At 37.7% G+C, this 23,387-nt stretch carries 23 protein-coding genes; 3 read left to right on the top strand and 20 right to left on the bottom strand.

What is annotated here, in order from left to right:
- Positions 1-53: 53 nt before the first annotated feature.
- The 13 genes from IGM04_RS03760 to sfsA all read right to left on the bottom strand — a co-directional run bounded on the left by IGM04_RS03760 (position 54) and on the right by sfsA (position 12,769).
- Complete coding sequence (locus IGM04_RS03760) at positions 54-1,448, bottom strand: glycoside hydrolase family 1 protein (RefSeq protein WP_010822641.1); 1,395 nt, start codon at positions 1,446-1,448, stop codon at positions 54-56.
- 83 nt (positions 1,449-1,531) lie between these two features.
- Positions 1,532-2,809: a PTS sugar transporter subunit IIC gene (locus IGM04_RS03755; RefSeq protein ID WP_002355920.1), complete on the bottom strand. Its 1,278-nt coding sequence runs from the start codon at positions 2,807-2,809 to the stop codon at positions 1,532-1,534.
- Positions 2,810-2,874: 65 nt separating this feature from the next.
- The gene (locus IGM04_RS03750; protein WP_002355919.1) at positions 2,875-3,195 is read right to left on the bottom strand and encodes a PTS lactose/cellobiose transporter subunit IIA; all 321 of its coding nucleotides are present in this window, start codon (positions 3,193-3,195) and stop codon (positions 2,875-2,877) included.
- 22 nt (positions 3,196-3,217) lie between these two features.
- Entirely contained in the window at positions 3,218-3,544 is a 327-nt protein-coding gene (locus IGM04_RS03745) for a PTS sugar transporter subunit IIB (RefSeq protein WP_002355918.1), read from the bottom strand.
- 275 nt (positions 3,545-3,819) lie between these two features.
- The gene (locus tag IGM04_RS03740; protein WP_002355917.1) at positions 3,820-4,230 is read right to left on the bottom strand and encodes a DUF3284 domain-containing protein; all 411 of its coding nucleotides are present in this window, start codon (positions 4,228-4,230) and stop codon (positions 3,820-3,822) included.
- Entirely contained in the window at positions 4,230-4,430 is a 201-nt protein-coding gene (locus IGM04_RS03735) for a DUF3188 domain-containing protein (RefSeq protein WP_002355916.1), read from the bottom strand. Before IGM04_RS03735 ends, IGM04_RS03740 begins: the two co-directional genes overlap by 1 nt.
- A gap of 13 nt (positions 4,431-4,443) precedes the next feature.
- Positions 4,444-4,662 carry a hypothetical protein gene (locus IGM04_RS03730; RefSeq protein WP_086317718.1) on the bottom strand — a complete coding sequence of 73 codons (219 nt, stop codon included), beginning with the start codon at positions 4,660-4,662 and terminating at the stop codon, positions 4,444-4,446.
- Positions 4,663-4,705: 43 nt separating this feature from the next.
- Positions 4,706-6,169 carry a PTS sugar transporter subunit IIC gene (locus IGM04_RS03725; protein ID WP_002364646.1) on the bottom strand — a complete coding sequence of 488 codons (1,464 nt, stop codon included), beginning with the start codon at positions 6,167-6,169 and terminating at the stop codon, positions 4,706-4,708.
- 141 nt (positions 6,170-6,310) lie between these two features.
- Positions 6,311-6,628, bottom strand: coding sequence for a PTS sugar transporter subunit IIB (locus IGM04_RS03720; RefSeq protein ID WP_002355913.1), 318 nt, complete (start codon positions 6,626-6,628; stop codon positions 6,311-6,313).
- Between the two features lie 227 nt (positions 6,629-6,855).
- A complete protein-coding gene (locus IGM04_RS03715; protein WP_002355912.1) occupies positions 6,856-9,561 on the bottom strand; it encodes a sigma 54-interacting transcriptional regulator in 2,706 nt (901 codons plus the stop codon).
- Positions 9,562-9,605: 44 nt separating this feature from the next.
- Entirely contained in the window at positions 9,606-10,907 is a 1,302-nt protein-coding gene (locus IGM04_RS03710) for a DEAD/DEAH box helicase (RefSeq protein WP_086317717.1), read from the bottom strand.
- Positions 10,908-10,933: 26 nt separating this feature from the next.
- Positions 10,934-11,932, bottom strand: a complete 999-nt coding sequence (locus IGM04_RS03705; RefSeq protein ID WP_010822638.1) for a Gfo/Idh/MocA family protein — start codon at positions 11,930-11,932, stop codon at positions 10,934-10,936.
- A 105-nt stretch (positions 11,933-12,037) separates the two neighbouring features.
- On the bottom strand, positions 12,038-12,769 hold the full coding sequence (sfsA, locus tag IGM04_RS03700; RefSeq protein WP_010822637.1) for a DNA/RNA nuclease SfsA: 732 nt from the start codon (positions 12,767-12,769) through the stop codon (positions 12,038-12,040).
- 198 nt (positions 12,770-12,967) lie between these two features.
- Here sfsA and IGM04_RS03695 point away from each other — a divergent pair, with 198 nt between their 5' ends.
- From IGM04_RS03695 to zwf, 3 genes are all read left to right on the top strand, one after another.
- Positions 12,968-13,336 carry a DUF4828 domain-containing protein gene (locus IGM04_RS03695; protein ID WP_002355908.1) on the top strand — a complete coding sequence of 123 codons (369 nt, stop codon included), beginning with the start codon at positions 12,968-12,970 and terminating at the stop codon, positions 13,334-13,336.
- Between the two features lie 171 nt (positions 13,337-13,507).
- Complete coding sequence (locus IGM04_RS03690) at positions 13,508-14,176, top strand: metal-dependent transcriptional regulator (RefSeq protein ID WP_010822636.1); 669 nt, start codon at positions 13,508-13,510, stop codon at positions 14,174-14,176.
- Positions 14,176-15,699 (top strand): glucose-6-phosphate dehydrogenase, encoded by a 1,524-nt coding sequence (gene zwf, locus IGM04_RS03685; RefSeq protein WP_002355906.1) that lies wholly within the window; start codon positions 14,176-14,178, stop codon positions 15,697-15,699. The genes IGM04_RS03690 and zwf overlap by 1 nt, the downstream gene beginning before the upstream one ends.
- A gap of 51 nt (positions 15,700-15,750) precedes the next feature.
- On the opposite strand, the gene ileS is transcribed toward zwf, so the two are convergent.
- The 7 genes from ileS to ftsZ form a co-directional block, all read right to left on the bottom strand.
- Positions 15,751-18,531 (bottom strand): isoleucine--tRNA ligase, encoded by a 2,781-nt coding sequence (gene ileS, locus IGM04_RS03680; RefSeq protein WP_086317716.1) that lies wholly within the window; start codon positions 18,529-18,531, stop codon positions 15,751-15,753.
- 310 nt (positions 18,532-18,841) lie between these two features.
- Complete coding sequence (gene divIVA / locus IGM04_RS03675) at positions 18,842-19,543, bottom strand: cell division protein DivIVA (RefSeq protein WP_002355904.1); 702 nt, start codon at positions 19,541-19,543, stop codon at positions 18,842-18,844.
- A gap of 151 nt (positions 19,544-19,694) precedes the next feature.
- Positions 19,695-20,477: an RNA-binding protein gene (locus IGM04_RS03670; RefSeq protein ID WP_002355903.1), complete on the bottom strand. Its 783-nt coding sequence runs from the start codon at positions 20,475-20,477 to the stop codon at positions 19,695-19,697.
- Between the two features lie 26 nt (positions 20,478-20,503).
- Positions 20,504-20,761 (bottom strand): YggT family protein, encoded by a 258-nt coding sequence (locus IGM04_RS03665; RefSeq protein WP_002355902.1) that lies wholly within the window; start codon positions 20,759-20,761, stop codon positions 20,504-20,506.
- A 28-nt stretch (positions 20,762-20,789) separates the two neighbouring features.
- Positions 20,790-21,434 (bottom strand): cell division protein SepF, encoded by a 645-nt coding sequence (locus IGM04_RS03660; RefSeq protein ID WP_002355901.1) that lies wholly within the window; start codon positions 21,432-21,434, stop codon positions 20,790-20,792.
- Positions 21,435-21,447: 13 nt separating this feature from the next.
- On the bottom strand, positions 21,448-22,125 hold the full coding sequence (locus IGM04_RS03655) for a YggS family pyridoxal phosphate-dependent enzyme (protein ID WP_002358890.1): 678 nt from the start codon (positions 22,123-22,125) through the stop codon (positions 21,448-21,450).
- Between the two features lie 16 nt (positions 22,126-22,141).
- Positions 22,142-23,374 carry a cell division protein FtsZ gene (gene ftsZ / locus IGM04_RS03650; protein ID WP_002355899.1) on the bottom strand — a complete coding sequence of 411 codons (1,233 nt, stop codon included), beginning with the start codon at positions 23,372-23,374 and terminating at the stop codon, positions 22,142-22,144.
- Positions 23,375-23,387 lie beyond the last annotated feature (13 nt).

Raw genomic sequence — 23,387 nt, 5'->3', positions numbered from 1 at the left:
TTTCCTCCTCGCACATTGTATCAATTCATTTTATCACAGAAACGATTCTCTTTCTAAAAGCCGTTATTTGCTGTCATTTCTTTGAACCAACGACCGCTTTTCTTAATGGTCCGTTTCGCATCATCATCTAAATCCACAGCGATGAAGCCATAACGATTTTTATAGGCATTGAGCCAAGACCAGTTATCCATACACGTCCACATATGATATCCTTGAACATTACTACCTTCTTGAATCGCTTGGTGCACCCATTTCAAGTGATCCTGCACGAATTCAATCCGATAATCATCTTCAATGACTCCTAGTTCATTGACAAAGCGTTCTTCTCCTTCTACGCCCATGCCATTTTCTGAAATGTAGCAGCGAATGTTGCCATAATTTTCTTTTAAATTCATTAATGTATCATAAATGCCTTTTTCGTAGATTTCCCAGCCACGGTAAGGATTCATTTTTTTGCCAGGCATATCGTAGACATCATAAAAATCTTCTGGAAGTAAGCCTTCTGGTCGTGTTTCAACAGGTGTTTCTTTTGCTTTGGCACGACGTGGTTGATAGTAGTTTACTCCTAATAAGTCCACAGTATTTTCAGCAATTATTGCTAAATCTTCTGGTGTTGTTTCTGGCAACAAGTCATTTGCTTTCACCCAAGCAACCATATCTTCTGGAAAATGACCTTTAACAGCCGGGTCTAAAAACGAACGGTTAAAGAAACCATCGACAAATTTAGCCGCATTTACATCGGCTTCGTTGTGCTCATCACGAGGATAAGTCGGCGTTAAGTTTAAAATAATGCCAATTTCACCTGATAAGTTCATAGAATGATAGACGGCAATCGCTTTGGCACTAGCTAAAGCTTCATGATAGAGTACTTGAATCCCTTCTTTTAGATTCACTTTATCAGGATAATGCCAGCCATAGAGATAACCACCTTCAACTGGTACAATTGGTTCATTGTGCGTAAACCATTTTTTCACGCGATCGCCAAACAATTCAAAACAGGTTTTGGCAAAGTCAACATACAAATCAACCACTTCACGGCTTTCCCAACCACCTTTTTCTTGAAGTACCATCGGCATATCAAAATGATACAAGTTCATAAAGGGCTCAATCCCTTGTTCTAATAAATCATCAATCACTTGATTATAAAAATCAACTGCTGTTTGATTGACTTTCCCTGTTGTAGGATCTGGAATTAAACGGCTCCATTGAATGGATGTTCGAAAAGAGTTATGTCCCGTTTCTTTCATTAACTGAATATCTTCTTGGTATTTTTTATAAAATTGTGAGGTCTTATCTGGACCGACTTGTTGAAAAAATTTTTCTGGCGCTTCTTGATACCAAAAATCCCAAATGTTTTGACCTTTACCATCACCTTCAAAAACGCCTTCTGTTTGAGGACCGCTGGCTGCAGAACCCCACCAAAAATTTTCTGGAAATTGATATTTCATGTTATTTGCTCCTTTACGATTTAATCATTAAAAAAAGGATTGAACCCTCCGTAAGAGTCCGGACGATTCAATCCTTCGATTTTTTACTCAGCTGCTTCTGCGGCTGCTTCTTGTTTCAAGTATTGATCTGTTGCTACTTTTACGAAAGGCATGTAGATCAAAATAGAAATCAATAAGTTAACAGCTGCTAAAACTCCGCCGGCGATACTCTTCGTTGCTAAAAATCCGCCAATAATTGGTGGTGTTACCCAAGGTGGCATAAAGGTTGCAGCTGGTACTAAACCAGTTGCTGTCGCCACATACGCAACAGTTACAAGAACCATTGGGACTAAAATGAATGGGATAAACATGATTGGGTTTAAAACAATTGGTAAACCGAACATGACTGGTTCATTAATATTAAATAGTCCTGGTGCTAAACTTAAGTTTGTAATGACTTTGTATGGTTTGTTACGACGACCAACGATAAAGATAGCAATTAACAGACCTAATGTTGCCCCTGTTCCACCTAAGTTTACAAATGAATCAAAGAAAGGTTTGTTTACAATATAAGGAATTGCTTTACCTGCTTCTAAAGCTTTAATGTTCGCATCAATCGCTGGTACGTTGATTGTTTGCATTAATGGGTCAACCATGTTGGCACCATGTAAACCAAAGAACCATAAGAATGGTGTAATGAAAGCTAACAATAATGCTGATGGGTAGCTGTTTGCAAGTCCCATAAATGGTTGTTGAACTGCTTCATAGAATGAAATAACGATATTGTCAATTCCTAAAGCAAATAGAATTGATGTAATTAAACTAAATAAACTGATTGTAATCATTGCTGGTAATAATGCCGCAAATGATTTTGCTACTGCTGGTGGTACACCATCAGGCATTTTGATAACTAATTTAGGATTGCCAGATAAACGTTGGAATAGTTCTCCTGAAATAAGTGCAATAATCAAAGCAATAAATAATCCAGTTGCGCCCATGCCTTCTAAGCCGCCAACTGCGAAGAATGAAGCTACAGAAACTGTACCGGCTGCAATGCCGTCTTTTCCATAAGATTTAACTAAATTGTGTGCTACTAAAAAGGCTACTAAAACGGCAAAGATTGCGAATGTACCGTTCCAAATGTTACCACCAAAGCTTTTCCAAATTGGTGCATCGTTATACATCATTGGGAAAATTTTGTTTAAAAAGTCCTCATATCCTGGAATTGGAATATTATTAATTAATACCGCCAAAGCCCCTAAAATCATTAATGGCATCGTTACGACAAACGCGTCACGAATTGCTACCAAGTGCCGTTGCGCTGCGATAACTGACGCTTTCGGCATAAAGTGTTTCTCCATCCATTGAACAAATCCGTCCATTGTTATTCCTCCTAATTAACGCTTTCTCAAGCGCGTTTTTCTTATAAGACGCATTGACAACGAGATTACTCGTTATCAATACGGCGATAAAGATCGATAATTTCTTTTGCTAAATCTGTAAATGCAATCGCAGTCATTAAATGATCTTGACTGTGCACTGTTAACAATGTTACTTGCATGTTATTGCCTTTTGCTTCTTCTGTTAACATTCCTGTTTGCGAATGATGTGCATGTACAAGTGATTCTTCTGCATCTGCAATTTTTTTGTCTGCTAATTCAAAATCCCCCGATTTTGCTGCGGCAATCGCTTCCATTGCATCGCTTTTAGCATTTCCGCCATACATGATTAAACCCATGATTGCTTCTAAGTTCTGTTGTCCGTCCATTACCTCTACCCCATTTTCTGCTCTAGTTTGATGATCCCATTAATGAAATTGCTTGATCTAAAACTTTTTCGCCATTCATCATGCCATAGTCCGCCATGTTAATGACATCTAAAGGAATCCCTTTTGGTTGTAATTTTTGTTCAAATTGCCCTTTCATGAAACGAACTTGTGGGCCTAATAATAAAACATTTACCTCTTTATTTTCCAAGTTTGTATCTGCTTCAGAAGCCGATACTGCAAAGATGTCTGCTTCCATGCCACGATCTTCTGCTGCTTTTTGCATTTTTGTTACTAATAAACTTGTGCTCATTCCTGCGGAACAAACTAACATAATTGTTTTTTTTGCCATTTTCCTTCATCTCCTAAATTCTCTTTGTTTTGCTTTACACCTTTATATAAGCAAGAAGCGTGCCAAGTTTTAACACATTGAAAAACTTGATATGACAACGTTTTTCAACATGGAAAGCGTGTACACACTAAAAATAAAACGATTACACACAGCTTTTTTGTGTGCGTTTCCAAAATAATAGGGCAACAAAAAAAAGTGAGCGATAAGTCGAAACGACTCATCGCTCACTTTCTAAAGCTGAAGAGAATCAACTGGACAAAAGCCGCTTTTTCCCTTTAAGCAGTTTCCATCATTTTAAGCATTTTATAAAACTGTTTCTTTTTAAAATAACTTAAAAAGATACCTAATACTGCATCATTCAGTTTTTGTAACGCCCCATAAGAAACCATTGTTTCTGTATAACGCAGTTCACAGCTTTTTTCATCAATTGGCTGGAGCTCATACCGCACCGAGAAATCATTTTTAGTTGTGGATGTTCGAAATTGATAGGTCTTATTTTCTACAGCTTCTTCAATAACTATTTTCGCGCGACTATTTTTACTATATTCTTTGATATATTCAAACTTACGTAACTGCTTTCTTGTAAGAGTTTTGCCTGTTTGCTTACGGATATCAAAAATAACAGAATTCATTAATTGCGTGTAAAATTCATCTGCTGAAATAGTTAATGTTTTCGTAATTTCCATTACCGTTTCACCTCATCCTTTGTCGCCTCTTCTTCAGCAACTTTTTTTCCTTTAAAAAACAGGTAACCACCAAGTCCAATGAAAAAAATCCCCGTTGTCAGACTTAATAAATCATAGTTTAAGGAGCTGGGATTCAACGAATACAAAACAATCAAGAAGCCAATACTACATAAAAATAATCCATTTCTAATCATTTTCATCCATCCTATCTTTTTAGACTACCGTTGCTTGGAAGTATAAAACGCCACCCCAAGGTTGTTCCTTAATCAGCTGTTTTGCAACTTGTGCAGCAGTTTCAGGGTCTCCTTCAAGTTCAAAAAATAACTTAATACCATTCTTTTCTTTAAAAGTAAATGTTTCATTTTCCCCTTGATATGCCTCTAGTAAAGTAATAATTTCCTCTTGCTTCATTGCACTTGCAATCGAAATCATGCCGCTCGCTCCTTTCTATACAAGTAATTGCTGTTTTTATTGCCTATTGCTCACTTTCGCCTAATGCAGGATCCATTTTGTTAGCAGCGATAACAAACGGTGTCCAAATCAAGAAAGTGACTACCATACATACCAACGCTACGATTGGTGCGCGCCAGTCGGCACCTGTCGCTAAGAAAGATAATAGCAACGGCGGTGTCACCCATGCGACTTGTTGAGAAACTGGGGCGACTAGCCCAAGATACGTTGCAACCCAGCCAATTGTAGTAGCAACTAATGGCGCAATTACAAATGGAATAAACATAATTGGATTAAGAACAACTGGTAAACCAAACATAATCGGTTCATTGATATTAAAGATCCCAGGTCCTAATGATAATTTACCGACTGTTAAATAATCTGCTCGTTTGGAGAATAACAAGATTGCAATAATTAGGACGATTGTACCGCCTGAACCACCAAACCAAGCAAAAGCATCAAACGAACCACGGACCCACATGTAGGCTTTACCGTCGTCAATAGCGGCTAAAACCGCAGCTGTTCCTGTTTTTCCTTCGTAACCTTTTTGGAAAATATCAATATTGATTAATTGTGCTTGTCCCCAAATTCCTTCAAGAACTGGTGCCAAAACGTTTGGCCCATGAATACCAAAGAACCAGAAAATTTGAACAAAAACTGTTACGATTAACACAGCTCCTAGTCCTTGTGATAACCCAAGGAACGGTTCCGCGATATATTTTTGAATTAAGTCAATTAATAATTGACCGCCTGAAAGTTTTGACACCGTAAAGTTAATAATCGCTACGACATACAACGCGATTGTTGCTGGTAAAATTGCCGCAAACGCTTTTGAAACTGCTGGCGGAACAGAGTCAGGCATTTTTATTGTTAAATCCGCTTGCATTAATTTACAAAAAATAATGGTTGATAAAGCGCCCATAATCATCACCGTAAAGAAAGCGTTACCATTTAGATGATTGAGATTTAACCAACCCCATGGATTGACAGTCAATTGATTATTAGCAATTGACGCACCAATTTCTGCCCCATTAATTGCGTTGGCAATCTTTTCTGGCACTTTTACAGCTAATTCAGCTGTGTTATTTGGTGCAAAAGCAACACCTGAAATTAAGGTAGCTAAACTGACAATCCCACCAGCTAGCTCATTCACATTGTATGCTTTCGCTAAGTTATAGCCCCAAGAAAAAGCGAAAATCAAACCAGCGATAGCCAATGTACCATTCCAAACAAAACCATTAATCCCAATGATGACATTCAATACTGCAAAAATACCTTTGTCTGCTTCCAAACTTGCCGCATAAGTTGAGACAAACTCTTGGGGAAGATCTCGAATAATTGCGTTAATCATTACGGCGACTGATCCAGCCATTGTCGCAGGTAATGTACCAATAAAAGCATCCCTTAGTGCCACCAGATGTTTCTGTGCACCAATTTTTGCGGCAGTTGGTAAGATATATTTTTCCATCCATGCCATTAATCCGTTCATTTTTATTCCTCCTGTATCCATTTATATTTATTAAAAAGGCAGTAGCCTCATTAAACGAATGAATCGAGCGTACAAAATAAAACCTTTGGTAACATGCACTATCCTTATTTGCTATTCACTTTTCTTGAACGTTTTAATTCCTTATCCCATTAATGAGATTGCTTGATCTAAAACTTTTTCGCCATTCATCATGCCATAGTCTGCCATGTTAATTACATCTAAAGGAATCCCTTTTGGCTGTAATTTTTGTTCAAATTGCCCTTTCATGAAACGAACTTGTGGACCTAAAAGTAAAACATTCACCTCTTTATTTTCCAAGTTTGTATCTGCTTCAGAAGCCGATACTGCAAAGATGTCTGCTTCCATGCCACGATCTTCTGCTGCTTTTTGCATTTTTGTTACTAATAAACTCGTGCTCATTCCTGCGGAACAAACTAACATAATTGTTTTTTTTGCCATTTTTTCTTCATCTCCTTAAAAGTTATGACGTTATACACTTTATTTATAGCAATTATTGTGCCAAGTTTTTCCCTCATTAAAATACTGATATAACAGCTTTTGTCATAAAAAAAGAGTGCACACACTAAAAGAAAACGCTTACACACATGAAATTGTGTGTAACTTACAAAAAGAAAACATCAAGAAAAAAGAGAGCGTTTTCTCATTTCTTGATGTTTTTTTATTTATTATTGTTTACTTTTAATTTCATTTTCTAAGAACATTTGGGTAACATGCGCAACTTCCGCTTCTGGAATCGTCACACGATACGCCCGTTCAATTAACATAAAATTCGTGCGTACGACATCGATTTCTAAACGATGTGTTTTAACATATTCCGCTAAGTTTGGAAAAGTTCTTGCTTCTTCTCCTTTAATTAAAGCATCTACCAGAAAAGCCAAATGAATCATAATTCCGGCATCCACCCCTGGTTCAACAATAATATGCATGTCTGTTTGTATTTGATGAACTGTTTTTTGTAACATGAGAATTAATTTTTGTAAGGAGTCCACAGAAGTAATGACGCCACTTAGTGAATGAACAATTGTATCAATCGCCACTTCATCACTAGCAATCCGTTTCAGTACATTTAATTTTTCATCATCAAAAATATCATAGACGGAAAAGAAGGGAATATTTTGATATTCAACATCCACAGTTCCCGCAATGGCCTTAATTTCATATTCTTCCATCAAGTTGTCGATATGCTTTTTAAACGTTTCTCGTTCAATAAATTGCATTTGAATCAGTTCCACTTTTGTTTCATCAATAACTGGTAAGATTCGTTGGTATAGTTTTGCGGCAACCCCTTCTCCAGTAAAGCACGTCACGATTACTGCTTTTTTAACGTTTTGACGTTTTTGCAGACTAGAGCGAAATTGTTCTCTCACAACGCTTTCAAAAGAAAGTTGAATATTTTGGTAAATGTCCTCTAAACTTCGTCCCACGCTTGCCATTCGAATAGCTTCTAAGACAATCATTGTGCTCGTCATTGTAATCGCCTTCGTTCGGATACCTGTTTCTTCAAACAACATATTTCCAAACGAATTTAATGAACCCATATCCGTCAGTAATAAAATCCCATTATTTAACGATTCTTTTTGCGTAATTACTTGGTTTCGTAATTGTTCATACATTGTTTGAACTTCCATCGTTAACGGCATATTCATCGCTGTTCCGATTGACGTTCCTAAAAGTTCTTGGGCGGTTTTCAACATACTTGAGGCAGTAGAATCCCCATGCATTAAGACGAACACACCAACATTATTTTCTGGAGTTCTTTCTTCTTTACCGACATTAATAGATAAAAACATACTAATAAAGCCAATTTCATCGAAAGGAATCTCTATGTTGTTCTCTTCTTCAATAATAGAAGATAAATCTAAGGCTACTTGAAATTCTTTTTTCATATTTTTACGGACATTATTTAAATCAGGATGGACAATCACGTGACCTTCTTTGACACGTTCAATCGTACTTTGTAAATGAAGCGCAAAGGCAAAGCGTGCTGTTTCGTTGTACGTGTGTTCCAAACGCTCTTCTGCGATATCATAAAGACGATTCGTTAAGTCCCAAATAGCTTCTGGTAATAACTCCTTATGTAAAGAATGTTGGGTTAATTCTTCGACATAATTTTTAAAATACGCATTCATATCTTTAGAAATCAATTCTTCTAAATCAACATTTTCTAAGTCAGCTTCAGACAAGTCAGCGACTTTTTCTTCGATTTCATTGTAAACTTGCATGTCTCTAGCTGGATCTTGCGACCAAACAATTTTGTTGGTACCTGGTTGGAAAGATAAATAATTACTTTTACTGTCGACAAATTGATCCAAGCGCTCAGGTACTTCTTTAATTTTTAATAATCCTTTTTGGACAGGTAACGACAAATCCCGTTTACGGATAACCAAATGTTCTAAATTGTGCGTCCGATAATAAAGAAATGACTTAGCACAAACTAATTTTAAGTCCCGCTTCACCTGACCAATATTTCCTTCTGCATCGTATAACATGAACGCCAAAACTGCTTCGCGTTCGATATCAATTTGTTGGCCCAAACGTGTTGCCTCTTGCTGAATAAATAACGAAATGATGGCATAACGCTCATCTAGCGTCCGTGCATCTAAAGATGGTAATGTAATCGACATCGGAATCCGCCGATTAAAAGTGGTTAAAAAGTTTTCTGAGGATTCCGTTGTCGCACCAATAATTTGAACAGAGGCTTCATAGGTTTGGCCACTTTCTCCTAATGGACGGTACACGCCTTTATCAATAAACGTAAAGAGCATTTCTTGACCTTCTGGCGGTAAACGATGAATTTCATCTAAAAAGAGAATCCCGCCATCTGCTTTTGCCATTAAGCCTGGACTATCTTCATTCGCACCAGTATAGGCGCCTTTTTTTACGCCAAAGATATGACCAAATAATAATTGTGGGTTTTGTGCATAATCAGCACAATTAAAAGAGACAAAAGGGGCATCTTCATCTAAGGTTTTTGAATCAATGGCAAAACGGTACATACATTCAGCAAAAAGAGATTTCCCTGTTCCTGTTTTCCCAAAAATAATCGTATGCAAACCTCTTGGTGGATATAAAATAGCCGCCTTGGCCTGCTGAATACTCACTTTTAAAGAATCATTGGCACCTACTAATGTGTCAAAACTAACAGAGGTAGACTCATCTACATGGACTTGTTCTCCTTCATTGATTGTTGGCACTGAATAGATAACAGGACGTCCAGTACTTCTAGTAATTTTCTTTTCTTTGAATAATTCATTTAAATAACGGCTGGCATTACTGCGATCAATCATTAACTGTTCTGCTACCGCTCCTGCCGTTAAGCCAGTTTCATTTTTTTGAAGTAACGCTAAGATTTCTTCCTTCCGAGATTTCATGGAATCCTCCTCGATACAACGTTCTGCTTGAAGCTCGTAAAGCGTTATTTCTTCGCTTTACGAGCTCCTTTGTTTTTCGTGTTTTTCTTTTTGTTTTTCTTCTTTTTGCGTGTTTCTTGTGGTTCTTTGACAACAGAATTTACTGTTTCTGGTTTTCTTTCTTTCGTACTCTTTTTTTCTGAATACGTATCTTTGGCTACGTTCTTTTTTTCTAGTTCATCTTTGGCTTTTGGCTGCTCATGAAGTGCACCATCATATAAAAAGATTTCCTGATAGGGAATGGCCAATTGTTTCATCAAACGTTGATAATCTCTTTTGGTGCCGTCGTTGATAAACGTAATCACTGCCCCTTGTGCACCCATCCGGCCAACGCGACCAGAACGATGAATATAGCTCTCTTCGGTTAAAGGAACATCTACGTTTACGACGTAAGGGACCCCTGTGAAATCTAAGCCCCGTGCCGCAATATCCGTGGTTAGTAACAACTTCACTCGTTCTGCTTTAAATTGATCGATCGCCAATTTACGCAACTGTTTACTTTGATCTGAAGCCAGACCAATAGCTGGCACATTCTCATAAACTAATTTTTCTTCTGCTGCACCTAAATCAGCAACTTGATTGAAAAAGACCATGCTTCTGAATGCTTCTGTATGGGCCAAACGACGTAAGTAATCAGCTTTTTTTCTTGGTGCTAACCGAATAAAGTAGTGGGCGACTTGACCTGCTGAAGTATCTTCTTCCGTCACATCAATCACCTGTAATTTTTGGCTTAAAGATTGCGCTTGATTCACGACACGATCAGCAGTCGCTGAATAAAAAACAAGTTGGTATTCGGTTGGTGTGTGTGTCAAAATTTGCTTGGTTAAACTTAGCTCTTCCTCTTGGAAAAGTTGATCAACTTCATCCATTACAATTGTTTTTAACAACTGAGCTTTGACTTTTTTATTCTTCATTAACTCTAAAATTCGACCTGGTGTTCCGATTAACACTTCAGGACGTTTTTTTAACTTGTCAATCTGACGTGAAACATTTGCCCCACCGATTAACGTTTGAACCGTTAATTGAAGTGGCTTAGCCCAAGTCCGAGCAACTTCAGCAATTTGCATAGCTAATTCTTGAGACGGAGCAATAATCAACAATTGATTTCCCTGTCCTTTTTCAACAGTTAAGAGTAAAGGCAGCATGTAAGCAAGTGTTTTTCCAGTTCCTGTCGGCGAAATTCCTAAAACATTTTCTCCTTCGCGAAGGAGCGTAAAACTTTTTTCTTGGATTGTTGATAGTTCGTTAAAGCCAGAAGCTTGCCACTGCTCTTGCCAAGCCTCTGGAAGTTGTTCTAAAAATCTCATATTGTTCCTTTCCTATCGCTTAATTCTTATTTATCAGCATCAAAAATAATGCCGGCACTATGACGTAAATCAGTGACTACTTTATTGACATTTCGAGCAAGCTCAACCCATTCTTCATACTTGGTGCCCCAATACTTATCTGTTGGGTTATTTAAAACTGCTGCAAAATCACGAGCTTCTTCAATCATTGGATTATCGGCTACTTGAATATCTAAGACATCACGTTCTTCATTTGCGCGATCATGGTACTCAGCCGAAGAAATAGCATTGACACTGTCTAAAATCAAGGTCCCGTTTTCAAAGTAAATTTCGGATGGCGCAAAAGAATCACTAATTTTCCCAGTGTTTAACGTCACGTCAAACTGATCATATCGTAAAATAATTGTTCCTAAGCCATCGACACCTGTCGCAATTTTACTAGCAAAATAATGGCTTTCGTTTGGTACGCCAAACCAGCCCAAGGCTGCATAAACTAAATAAACGCCTAAATCTGCTAAGGCTCCCCCAGAAAAATGAGGAGAAAAAATATTTGGCTCTTTGCCTTCTAATACTTGATCATAGCGAGAAGAATATTTCATATACGTAAAATTCGCACCTAAAATTTGGTTTTTTAATGGCAATAATTCAGCAATTTTTTGGAAACTTTGCTCATGAATATTACGGGCCGCTTCAAAGAAATACACACGATTTTTATTCGCTAATTCAATAATTTCTGCCATCTCATCAGGCGTTGAAAAAGCTGGTTTTTCAACAATTACATTTTTTTTCGCTAAAATTGCTTGTTTCGCTTGTTCAAAATGTAATGAATTTGGTGAGGCAATATAAACCGTATCCATATGTGCAATACCAAAAAACGTCTCTAAATCAATTGCATATTCCACATCCCCATAGCGAGAACCAAATTCTTGTGCCGTTGCTAGTTTCCGAGAATAAACAGCCGTTAAATCATACGCACCCGTTTCTAAAGCTGCTGCAACAAATTGATGACTAATCCAATTGGTACCAATTACGCCTAAATGTATCATAATCAAAAACCTCCATTTTTTGTTTATTTACTCTCTTTATAATAGTAATCTCTCGTACAAAAGTCACGTAATTACCCTGCCTTAAAGCGCTAGGAGTTCTTCAAGTTATTTATTAGGATCATCAAATGCCTGTAATAAATCAAAGGTTACCTGTGACTTAAGTTCAATCGTTGCTGGTGTTACGTGGCAATTGTAAGCAAGGACTTGCACACCTTGATCAATTGCAGCACCCACATTTTCAGCAAAGGCAGGTTGCATCTCTTGGTGAATCGTTGCTTGCTTAATTTCTTCAAATTGGACCACAAACAAAATGTAACAGCGGTAACCCGCTTTAGTTGCAGCTATTAGTTCAGTGACATGCTTCAAGCCACGAAGTGTTGGCGCGTCAGGAAAAGCACCGATGCCTTTATTTTCTAAAGTCATGCCTTTCACTTCGACAAAAGCTTGTTCGTCCGCATCCGTTTCCACTAAAAAATCAAATTTTGAATGTGCAAATCGTTGCTCACGTTTAACAGTTTGGATCGTACCAACTAAACCAGGAAGCACAATTTGACCATTTTTTAACGCTTCATTGACTAATGTATTCGGTACTTGGCTATCAATATTAATCCAAAAAGAACCTTTTTTTACTGCAATCAAATCGTAATCTGTTTTTCTTTTAGGCGATGGTTGATAACTAAGCGCCACAACAGCACCTGGTAAAAAAACTTCTTTCCCTCTGCCAGTATTTTTGACATGTGTGACCACTTCTTCATTCGTTTCCATTAAACGACAGTGTGCAATAAACCGATTGGGTCGTTCGATAAAATAAGCAAGTTGGACATTCGGGTACTTCATACACAGACTTCCTTTCTTACACACTATACCATAAAAAAACAAGGAAAAGTATAGACCAAAACCAACAATTTTACTATCTTGTGTCAATCATTAAATATTTGTCAATTCTCAGCGATTTAGTCGAATATTTTAGACAAGTTCTATATAATAAAGGTAACGAAGACGAATAAATGAAAATGAAGGTTAGGAGGAATTTCTTTGAAAAAGCATTGGACTTTCTTGGTTGGTGCATCTTTACTTACTGGATTAGCAGGCTCTATCCTCTGGAAAAAAAATAAACAGCTCCCTTCCCCACAGGAGCTTCAACACAACTATACTGGACATTGGTGGTTTGTAGACGTGAAGAAAGCCACGCAACACACCTTGGAAATCACCTCATCTTTCAATGTTTTCATTGATGGCAAACAAACGCATGCCTTGCTTGTTGAATTAACCCCTAAACGCTTAGTTATCTTAGACAAGTTAGGTTACCATTTAATCATTCAATGTGAAAATGGTGTCCCTGCGACGCTTTACGATGAAGCCGACGATGAAACCTACACACTAGAACGGGCCATCTACAATTAATAAATCACCCACGACACATAAAATGAAGTATGTGCGGTGGGTGATTTATTTTTTTACATCCCTTGCCAAAGCATTCAGAAAGTTTTCTTACAACTTGAATATTATTAAATAGTCAAATGCGCCTTTTTCTGATAAACTTAGGATGATGTTTTTTTGAAAGGATGAGCCCCTATGACACCAAATCGCGAAGACTATTTAAAATTAATTTTTGAATTAGGTGGCGACGAAGTTAAAGTGAATAATAAACAAATTGTTTCTGGACTCGATGTTTCGGCAGCTTCGGTTAGTGAGATGATTTCAAAGTTAGTAAAAGAAGATTTGGTTGAGCATTCTCCTTATCAAGGGGTACAATTAACTGAAAAAGGCTTAAAAAAAGCGAGTACGTTAATTCGCAAACACCGAATCTGGGAAGTCTTTTTAGTAGAGCACTTAAATTACACTTGGAATGATGTGCACGAAGAGGCAGAAGTTTTAGAACATGTCACTTCACAGACGCTTGTGAACCGTTTAGCGGATTATTTAAATCATCCAAAATTTTGTCCACACGGTGGTGTTATTCCCGAAGATAATCAACCCATTCATGAGGAGAAACGCCAAACGTTAACAGACTACCCTGTTGGCACAAAAATTCGGATTGCACGTGTCTTAGACGAAAAAGAATTACTGGATTATTTAGTTTCCATTGATTTAAATATTCAAGAAGAATACACGATTAAAGAAATTGCTGCATATGAAGGACCGATCACCATTTATAATGAAAACAAAGAATTATCCGTCAGCTTTAAAGCAGCAAACACAATTTTTGTTGAGCCGTTGATTAGAGAAAGTGAGGAAAACTAATGAATGAAAAAGTAGCATTATTTACTATTTTCGGGGGGACAGGTGATCTTGCCAAACGCAAATTGTATCCTTCCCTGTTCCGCTTATATAAAAAAGGATTATTAGCTGAGCGTTTTGCGGTGATTGGTACCGCACGTCGGGAATGGACAGACGAATACTATCGTGAAATCGTTCGTGAAACCATTCAAGACTTAAATCCCACGGCCGAAGAGGCGACTGAATTTTCTAGTCATTTCTATTACCAATCACATAATGTGAATGATACGGAACATTATAATACCTTAAAAGAATTATCTGATCGCCTAAATGAACAATACCACTTAGAAGGCAATCACGTTTACTATTTAGCTATGGCCCCTCAATTCTTTGGAACCATTGTTAATCACTTGAAATCACAACATATTATTTCGGAAGAAGGCTTTGATCGTCTAATTATCGAAAAGCCATTTGGTTCTGATTATGAATCTGCCTACGAATTAAATGAAGAAATTCGTGCTGCATTTCCTGAACAAGATATTTTCCGAATTGACCATTACTTAGGCAAAGAAATGATCCAAAATATTTCAGCCATTCGTTTTGCCAATAATATTTTTGAATCACAATGGAACAATCGTTACATTGATAATGTCCAAATCACCTTCGCTGAAAGCTTAGGTGTCGAGGATCGTGGCGGCTATTATGACCACAGTGGTGCACTAAAAGATATGGTTCAAAATCATATTTTACAAGTCGTTGCTTTGCTTTCTATGGAGCCTCCTGTTGCCTTTTCTGAAAAAGAAATTCGGACTGAAAAAGTAAAAGCTTTACGTGCGATCCGCCTTTATTCTGAAGAAGAAGCCCTTCAAAATTTCGTGCGTGGCCAATACGGCGAAGGTCAGCTAGCTGATCAAACATTTGCAGCCTATCGTGATGAACCGAATGTGGCAGAAACTTCATCCACTGAAACTTTTGTTGCGGGTAAATTTTTAATTGATAATTTCCGTTGGTCTGGCGTCCCTTTCTATGTTCGCACAGGTAAACGATTAACTGAAAAAGGCACACGTATTAACATCGTCTTTAAACAAGTACCTATTAATGTCTTCAAAGATGATACGTGTGAAGAATGCGATAAAACCGATTTACCACCGAATGTTTTAACTATCTATATCCAACCAACTGAAGGATTTTCATTAACCTTAAATGGAAAAGAAATCGGTCAAGGGTTCAATACAACTCCAGTGAAACTTGATTTCCGTCAAAGTGCTGAAATGACTGAAAATAGTCCAGAAGCATATGAAAAACTTCTATTAGACTGCCTAAATGGCGATAGTACAAACTTCTCTCATTGGGACGAAGTTGCCCAATCTTGGCGCATTGTTGACATTATTCGACATGCTTGGGATAAAACAGACGTTTCTTTCCCTAATTATGCCGCTGGCACAATGGGCCCGCAAGCTGCCTTCGACTTATTAGAAAAAGATGGCTTTACTTGGGAATGGCAACCAGATAACTGGTACCGTGACCGCGGTCAACTTGATCAATAAATAAGCCAAAAAAGATCCGCTAGTTAACAACTAGCGGATCTTTTTCCTTGTTTATTCGAATCCTTCAGCAACCGCTTCTGGATAGTTTTCTTCAACAATGTGTGCACAACGGCCACAAAGTGTTGGTAATTTTTCATCTGAGCCCACATCTTGACGAACGGAACGACAACGGTCACACGTTTCGCCTTCTGCTTTTTCAACTAAAATAGCCATGTCTTCAAATTGAACAGCTTCACTAGGTGCTACTTCTTTTGATACTTCAAAGTCGGAAACAATTAGTAATTGAGCAATATCTGCATCAACAGCTGTCATTAATTGACGAATTTGTTCATTTGGATAAACGATCACTTTGGCTTCTAACGATTTACCGATTAATTTAGAATGACGAGCTTCTTCCAACGCTTTTAAGACATTGTCACGGAAATCCATAAAGGCTGCCCATGTATCCATCAATTCTTCTTCATTAGTAAACGTTTCGTAACCTGGGAATTCAGCTAATTGCACATACTCTTCTTCTTCTTGTAAGAAACTCCAAATTTCTTCCGCTGTATGTGGAATAATTGGTGTCAATAGTTTTGTTAATGAAACCAATGTTTGATAGAAAACAGTCTGCATACAACGACGTTGATAATCGTTTTCAGCTTCAATATAAACGACATCTTTCGCAAAGTCTAAATAGAAAGAAGATAGATCCACAGTTAAGAAGTTCATAACTGTCCGATAAATATGCATGAAATTATATTTTTCATAACCATTTTCACGGATTTCTTGAATGACTTGATTTAAACGAACCGTCATGTATTTATCTACAGAACGTAAATCAGCATAAGCTACAGTATGCTCAGCTGGATTAAAATCACTCGTATTCGCTAACAAGAAACGCATAGTATTACGGATTTTCCGGTACACTTCAGATACTTGGTTTAAGATATCCATTGAGACACGCACATCGGCTTCCGCGTCAACACTACTTACCCACAAGCGTAAGATATCTGCACCCATTTGATTGATAACTTTTTCAGGTAAGATAGTATTGCCTAACGATTTACTCATCTTACGGCCTTCGCCATCGAGAACCATCCCTTGAGAAATAATTGATTTATAAGGCGCTACTCCATTGATAGCGACACTTGTTGTAATACTTGAGTTAAACCAACCACGATATTGGTCAGAACCTTCTAAATACATATCTGCTGGGAAAGTTAACTCTTCTCTTTCTCGTAAAACTCCTTCATGTGAAGAACCTGAGTCAAACCAAACGTCCATGATATCTGTTTCTTTGGTAAACTCGCCATTTGGTGAACCTGGATGTGTAAAGCCTGCTGGTAGTAACTCTTTTGCTTCACGCATAAACCAGATATTTGATCCATGTTCTGCAAATAAATTCGCTACATGTTCAATTGTTTCTGGCGTAATGATGGCTTCCCCGTTTTCAGCATAGAAGATCGGTAATGGTACACCCCACGCTCTTTGGCGAGAGATTACCCAATCACCACGGTCACGAATCATATTATATAAACGTGTTTTTCCCCAAGGAATTAGCCAGTCAACTTTCTCAACTTCATCTAAAATATCTTGACGGAATTTAGAGATTGAAGCAAACCATTGTGGCGTTGCACGGTAGATAACTGGTTTTTTGGTACGCCAATCATGTGGATAACTATGCGTAAAGAAATCTAATTTTAATAACGCGCCTTTTTCTTCTAATAACTCAGTAATCATTGGATTCGCTTTGTCATAGAAAATTCCTTCAAAACCAGGTGCTTCATCTGTAAAGACCCCACGGCTGTCAACAGGAGAAATAACAGGCAAATCATATTTACGGCTAACGATATAGTCATCTTCACCATGCCCTGGTGCGGTATGAACTAAGCCAGTCCCAGCATCTAGCGTCACGTGGTCGCCTAGCATAACAAGTGATGTTCGATCATAGAATGGATGTTGAGCTGTCATACGATCTAATTTTTCACCAGAAAATTCTCGCAAGACTTCTACTTCTTCCCAACCAACCGCTTCTTTAACTGTTGCTAATAAATCTTTAGCAATTACAAATTTACGACCGTCTGCCTTCACTTCAACATACGTAAAATCAGGATTAACTGAAATACCTAAGTTGGCTGGTAATGTCCAAGGGGTTGTCGTCCAGATGACGAAGGCTGTCTCGTTATCTAAAAGACCTTTACCATCGGCCACATTAAAAGCTACGTAAATAGAAGGTGATTTTACATCTTTGTATTCAATTTCTGCTTCTGCTAAAGAAGATTCACTTGAAGGAGACCAATAAATTGGTTTTAAGCCTTTATAAATATAGCCTTTTTCTGCCATCTTACCAAAAACACGAATTTCTGCTGCTTCATACTCTGGATCTAACGTAATGTATGGATGTTCCCAATCGCCTGACACACCTAAACGTTTAAAATCGTTACGTTGTTTATCGACTTGTGATAAGGCATACTCTTTACATTTTTCGCGATACTCAGCGACAGTCATTTCTTTACGTTTAACCCCTTTATTGGTTAACACTTGCTCAATTGGTAAACCATGAGTATCCCAACCAGGCACATAAGGAGAACGGAAACCAGACATTGATTTTGAACGAATAATAATATCTTTACTGATTTTATTCAAAGAATGTCCTAAATGAATATTTCCGTTTGCATACGGAGGGCCATCATGTAAAACAAAGGTTGGTTTTCCTTCGTTTAATTTTTGACGTTGTTCATATAAGCCTTTTTCTTCCCAATCTTTTTGCCATTCTGCTTCACGGTTTGGCAAGTTCCCACGCATTGGAAAAGCTGTTTTTCCTAATTGCAATGTTTCTTTCATTTTCATATGCATTTGCCTCGCTTTCATTTTATCGATTTAATTGTGTTAGTTCATACTAAAGATGAACGATAGCTGATAAAAGTAGATAAAAAAAGAGTACTCCATCCCAAGGGACGAAGTACTCGTGTTACCACCCAAATTCAAAGTAGAGTTGCCCCTACTTTCTCTGAAATTGATAACGGTAATTATCCGGCAGTTCCTACTCAAGTGTTCAGAACTGCATCTAGGATAGAGGATCTGTTTAATGCCAGTGTCTGTCAAACTTTCACTATCATTGACTCGCTGCTAAGAATAAACATTAAACGTTCTGTTCTATCTATTTTGATTCTTCTTCAATTGTTTCTTCAGTGACTTCAATTACAGGCTTTTTTTCTACTACAGCATCTGTGTTCTCTTCAGAGTTTACAACAGTTTCATTTTCGTTGTCAAGGTCTTGTTCATCAAGAATTTCCTTAACTGCTGTATGTTTGTCTCCGACATAACTAGAAAAAGGCTTTAAAATCTCTTCCCACTCTTCACTCTTCACTTGCTCTAATTGAGTTTCAAGCATTAAGCTTAAGCGTTGATGGAAGACACGTGTTTTCTTCTTCAAGTCTTCTGTTTCCCCAGCTAATTGACGGGCACGTTCAATTGCTTCTGCTAAGATTTGTGTTGATTTCGCTTCAGCATCTGCAATCATTGCATTTGATTTACGTTCAGCTTCTACCAAGGTTTCTTTGGCTTGGTTATCTGCCGAAGTGATAATCATTTCTGATTCTTTATTGGCACTTGATTTCACTTTATCAGCGGTATCTTGTGCAACAATAATTGATTGGTTCAATGCATCTTTCAATTCATTGAAGTATTGTAATTTTTCTTCTGCGTGTTTTAATGATTTCTCAAGTTCACGATTTTTTTGTAATGCATCTTCATAATCACGTGTGACTTGATCTAAAAAGTCATCTACATCGTCTTGGTTATAGCCTCTCATTTTTGTTGAGAAGTCTTTGTTTTGAATATCTAATGGAGTTAATGCCATATTCCTTCACCTCTTTGGATTATTTTTGTAAAACCCCTTATGAACACATTCTCATACTAATCCTGAAATAGCAAATATCTTACTTTTTTTATTATACACAACTTCGTCTGAATGAACAGCCAAAATGGTTTTCTTAAACAAAAGTTCGAGATTATTTTCTCAATACCCCTAAGAGGACACGAAATTTTTCTTTCTTTGTTTTTCCTTCTAATTCTTGAATCTGAAGGCGCCCAAATCCCCGTATCGAAACAATATCTAATAAGTCTAAAGCAAAATCTGGTCGTGTCGTTTCTGTCCAATTGACTTTTACTTTACCAGATTCGATCAATTGTTTTGATCGCTGCCTTGAAATATTAAATACGGCGGAAATCACACTATCCAGCCGCAAAGAGCTCATAGTCGTTCGCTCTTCCTGCCAACCATCCTTCGGTATCAAAATTTGTGTATAATCACGCTCTTCTAAACGAACAGTAATTTTACCAATTTTGTCAACTTGGTTAACAACGAAGCCAGCTACTTCTTGTGCTATAAAAACCTGCCACTTATCACCATCGGAAATAATATCTCCAAAGGCTTCCCTACGAACCCCAACATTCATCAAGGTGCCTAAAATTTTCCCATGAGATAATGTCGCAAATTTAGATGGATAAATAATTTCAAATAATACAACACCAAAATCTGTCTCTTCTGGTATGTAATACGCTGGATAAATCAAGCAGCGTTTTCGTTCTGCTTGCTCATAACCACCATAAAAAGTAAACGATAAATCACTGTTTTGTCGAATCAACGTTTCCAAAATATACGCCTGTCTAGGATCAAGAAAGTCTGTCAAATAAGGCGCGTATTGCATCTCCACTTGCTCTAGCCAATCCCCGACAGTGTCAATAAAAGGATGTTCATCTTTGCGGAAATGTTGATACACATTTGCGTTCATAGATAAATCATCCTTTCTAAAAGTTATTAATAAACAATAGCTCGTAAAATGACTGCTAAGCCACCCGCTGCTAGGTTAAGGACAATAATCCCTACCATTACGTTAAATCCAACCATTCCAATCCTTAAATTCAAACGGTCAAACAAACTTAAATATGGTTCACAAATTCTAGAGAGCAAACGCCCGAAAGCAGAATCATACGCTCCTGGAAACCATGAAAGTAGCGCGTAAATCACTAGTAATCCTGAATAGATTTGAACGCCTTTGTATAATAGAGTAATCAGTGTTGCGATAATAACACCTCCCTAAGGCTTAGAAATCAAAGAATTGTTTGTTGGCTAAAGATTGTGCTGTCGCACTATCAATTTCCATATTCGCTGGTGTGCATAAGAAGATTTCATTGCCAACGCGCTGAATATCTCCGTCTAAAGCATACACAGTACCAGTTAAGAAATCAACGATGCGTCGTGCTTGGTCTTCTTCTACTAATGTAAAATTAACTAGCACAGCTTCTTCAGCAAATAAATGTTTCGCAATGCTCATTGCTTCTGAATACACACGTGGTTCAATAATAGTAATTTTATGTGTTTTTGCATTGGCGGTGCTTTCTTGTGCTCGTCTTGTATTCGTAGTCGCTGATTGATTAGAACTACGCATAGAAACCACTTTTTTCTCTGTGTAAGCAGCTTGTTGTGTGTCTCTTTCTTGATGCGCTTCAGCAGAACGATAGCGTGCAGAAGGTTTTTCAACTACAGGCTCACTTTGTTGTGTATAAGCTGGCTGACTGTAACTTTCCTGTTGTTGAACAGGGCGTTGTGGTTTAGGCCGAGCTGCACGACGCGGTGGTTCATTAACTGCTTTGCGCTCTTCATATTCTTCGTAGTTATCATAATAATCATCTTCTTCGCCAGATAAGCCAAAAAAGCTCGATAACGCATCCTTGTTAAAAATTGACATAAATTCCTCTCCTTTACGCATCTCTGAATAACGCTGTTCCGATTCGTATAAAAGTTGCACCTTCTTCAACTGCGATTGGGAAATCGTTACTCATTCCCATGCTAAGTTCTGTACAAGGAGCAAAAGATAAATGTTTCTCATTTACGGTCATTTGCAGCTCTTTTAATTCTCTAAATGTTGCATGTAATACTTCTTCACTTGCCCCAAAAGGTGCCATAGTCATTAGACCGACGATTTGAATTTTGTCCAAATCAGCAAGTTCTTGAATGAAAGGTAAGACGTCTTCTTTACGAAAGCCGTGCTTGCTTTCTTCCCCAGTTATATTCACTTCAACAAAACAACGAATAACTTTCGTTGCTCTTTTTTGAATTTCTTTGGCTAGACTCAGACTATCTAATGCATGAAAATAATCTATCTCATTAATAATTAATTTTACCTTCCTACGTTGTAAATTACCAATTAAATGCCACTGAATATCATTAAATTTTTCCAATCCAGCTTTCTTTTCTAGTAACTTATCTACTCGGTTTTCAGCTAAATTCTGGACACCAAGCTGAACAAGCTCTGCTGCTTCCTCAATTCCTACTGATTTAGTGACGCCAATCATTGTCACATCAGCAACAGAGCGCTGTGAGCTTTTGCATGCTAGCTGAAGTTGATTATTAATATTTGTTAAGTTTTCAGCTATCATTTCTAATCGATGCTCCTTATCGTTTTCTGCGGAAAAATGGTGGCGTACTTAATTCGTCATCATTGTGATTTGGTTCTTCACGGTGGAATGTGTCAAATTCTTTTTTGTCTACTTGTTCTAATGAAGATTCATCAACTTTTGGACGTGTATTTTGTTCTCTGCGAATATCCCAATCGCCAAAAGCACTTGCTTCTTCTTGTGATTTTGGTTGATCCATTTCCACAGATTGAGTTGTTTGTTGCATTGGTTGAACCGCTTGTCTTGTTTGACGGTGCGGTTTTCTATCCTTTTTTGATTCATCAATACCTGTAGCGATTACTGTTACACGAATTTCGTCGCCTAAATCTTCATTGATTGATGTACCTAGGATGATGTTCACATCACCTGAAGCAGCATTTGTAACGATATCTGAAGCATCTTGCGCTTCAAACAAGGTCATGTCTAAGCCACCAGTAATGTTTAATAAGACTTGTTCCGCACCATCGATTGATGTTTCTAACAATGGTGAAGAAATAGCTTTTTTCGTTGCTTCAATTACGCGTTCTTCGCCGCTCGCTACACCAATTCCCATTAAAGCTGTTCCTTGGTTTTCCATCACTGTTTTCACGTCAGCAAAGTCCAAGTTTACGTAACCTGGTGCAGTGATTAAATCTGAAATCCCTTGAACACCTTGACGTAATACATTATCAGCTTCTCTAAATGCTTCAAGCATTGGCGTTTTCTTGTCAACGACTTCTAATAAGCGGTTGTTTGAGATAATTAGTAGTGTATCAACGTTTTCTTTTAATAAGGCAATTCCTTCAGCGGCAAAACGACCACGTTTTGGACCTTCAAAACTAAATGGACGAGTTACTACACCAACTGTTAAAGCGCCTAATTCTTTAGCGATTTTTGCAACTACTGGGGCAGCACCTGTACCAGTTCCGCCACCCATACCAGCAGTAATGAAAATCATATCCGCGCCTTGTAATGATTCTGAAATCACTTGTTCACTTTCTTCTGCAGCTTTTTGGCCAACTTCAGGTTGTGAACCAGCACCTAAACCACGAGTGTATTTAGGGCCTAATTGAATCACTGTTTCTGCTTTTGAATGTTTTAATGCTTGAACGTCTGTATTGGCTGTGATAAATTCCACGCCTTTAACGTTTTCTTCGATCATACGGTTTACAGCGTTTCCGCCGCCGCCACCTACACCGATAACTTTAATGACTGCACCGTTGTTAATGTTATTGTCTAATGAAAATTCCATGATATCGTATCCT

Source organism: Enterococcus sp. DIV2385, from assembly GCF_051711925.1.
GTDB classification, from domain to species: domain Bacteria; phylum Bacillota; class Bacilli; order Lactobacillales; family Enterococcaceae; genus Enterococcus; species Enterococcus faecalis.
This window is presented reverse-complemented; position numbering and strand designations above follow the sequence as displayed.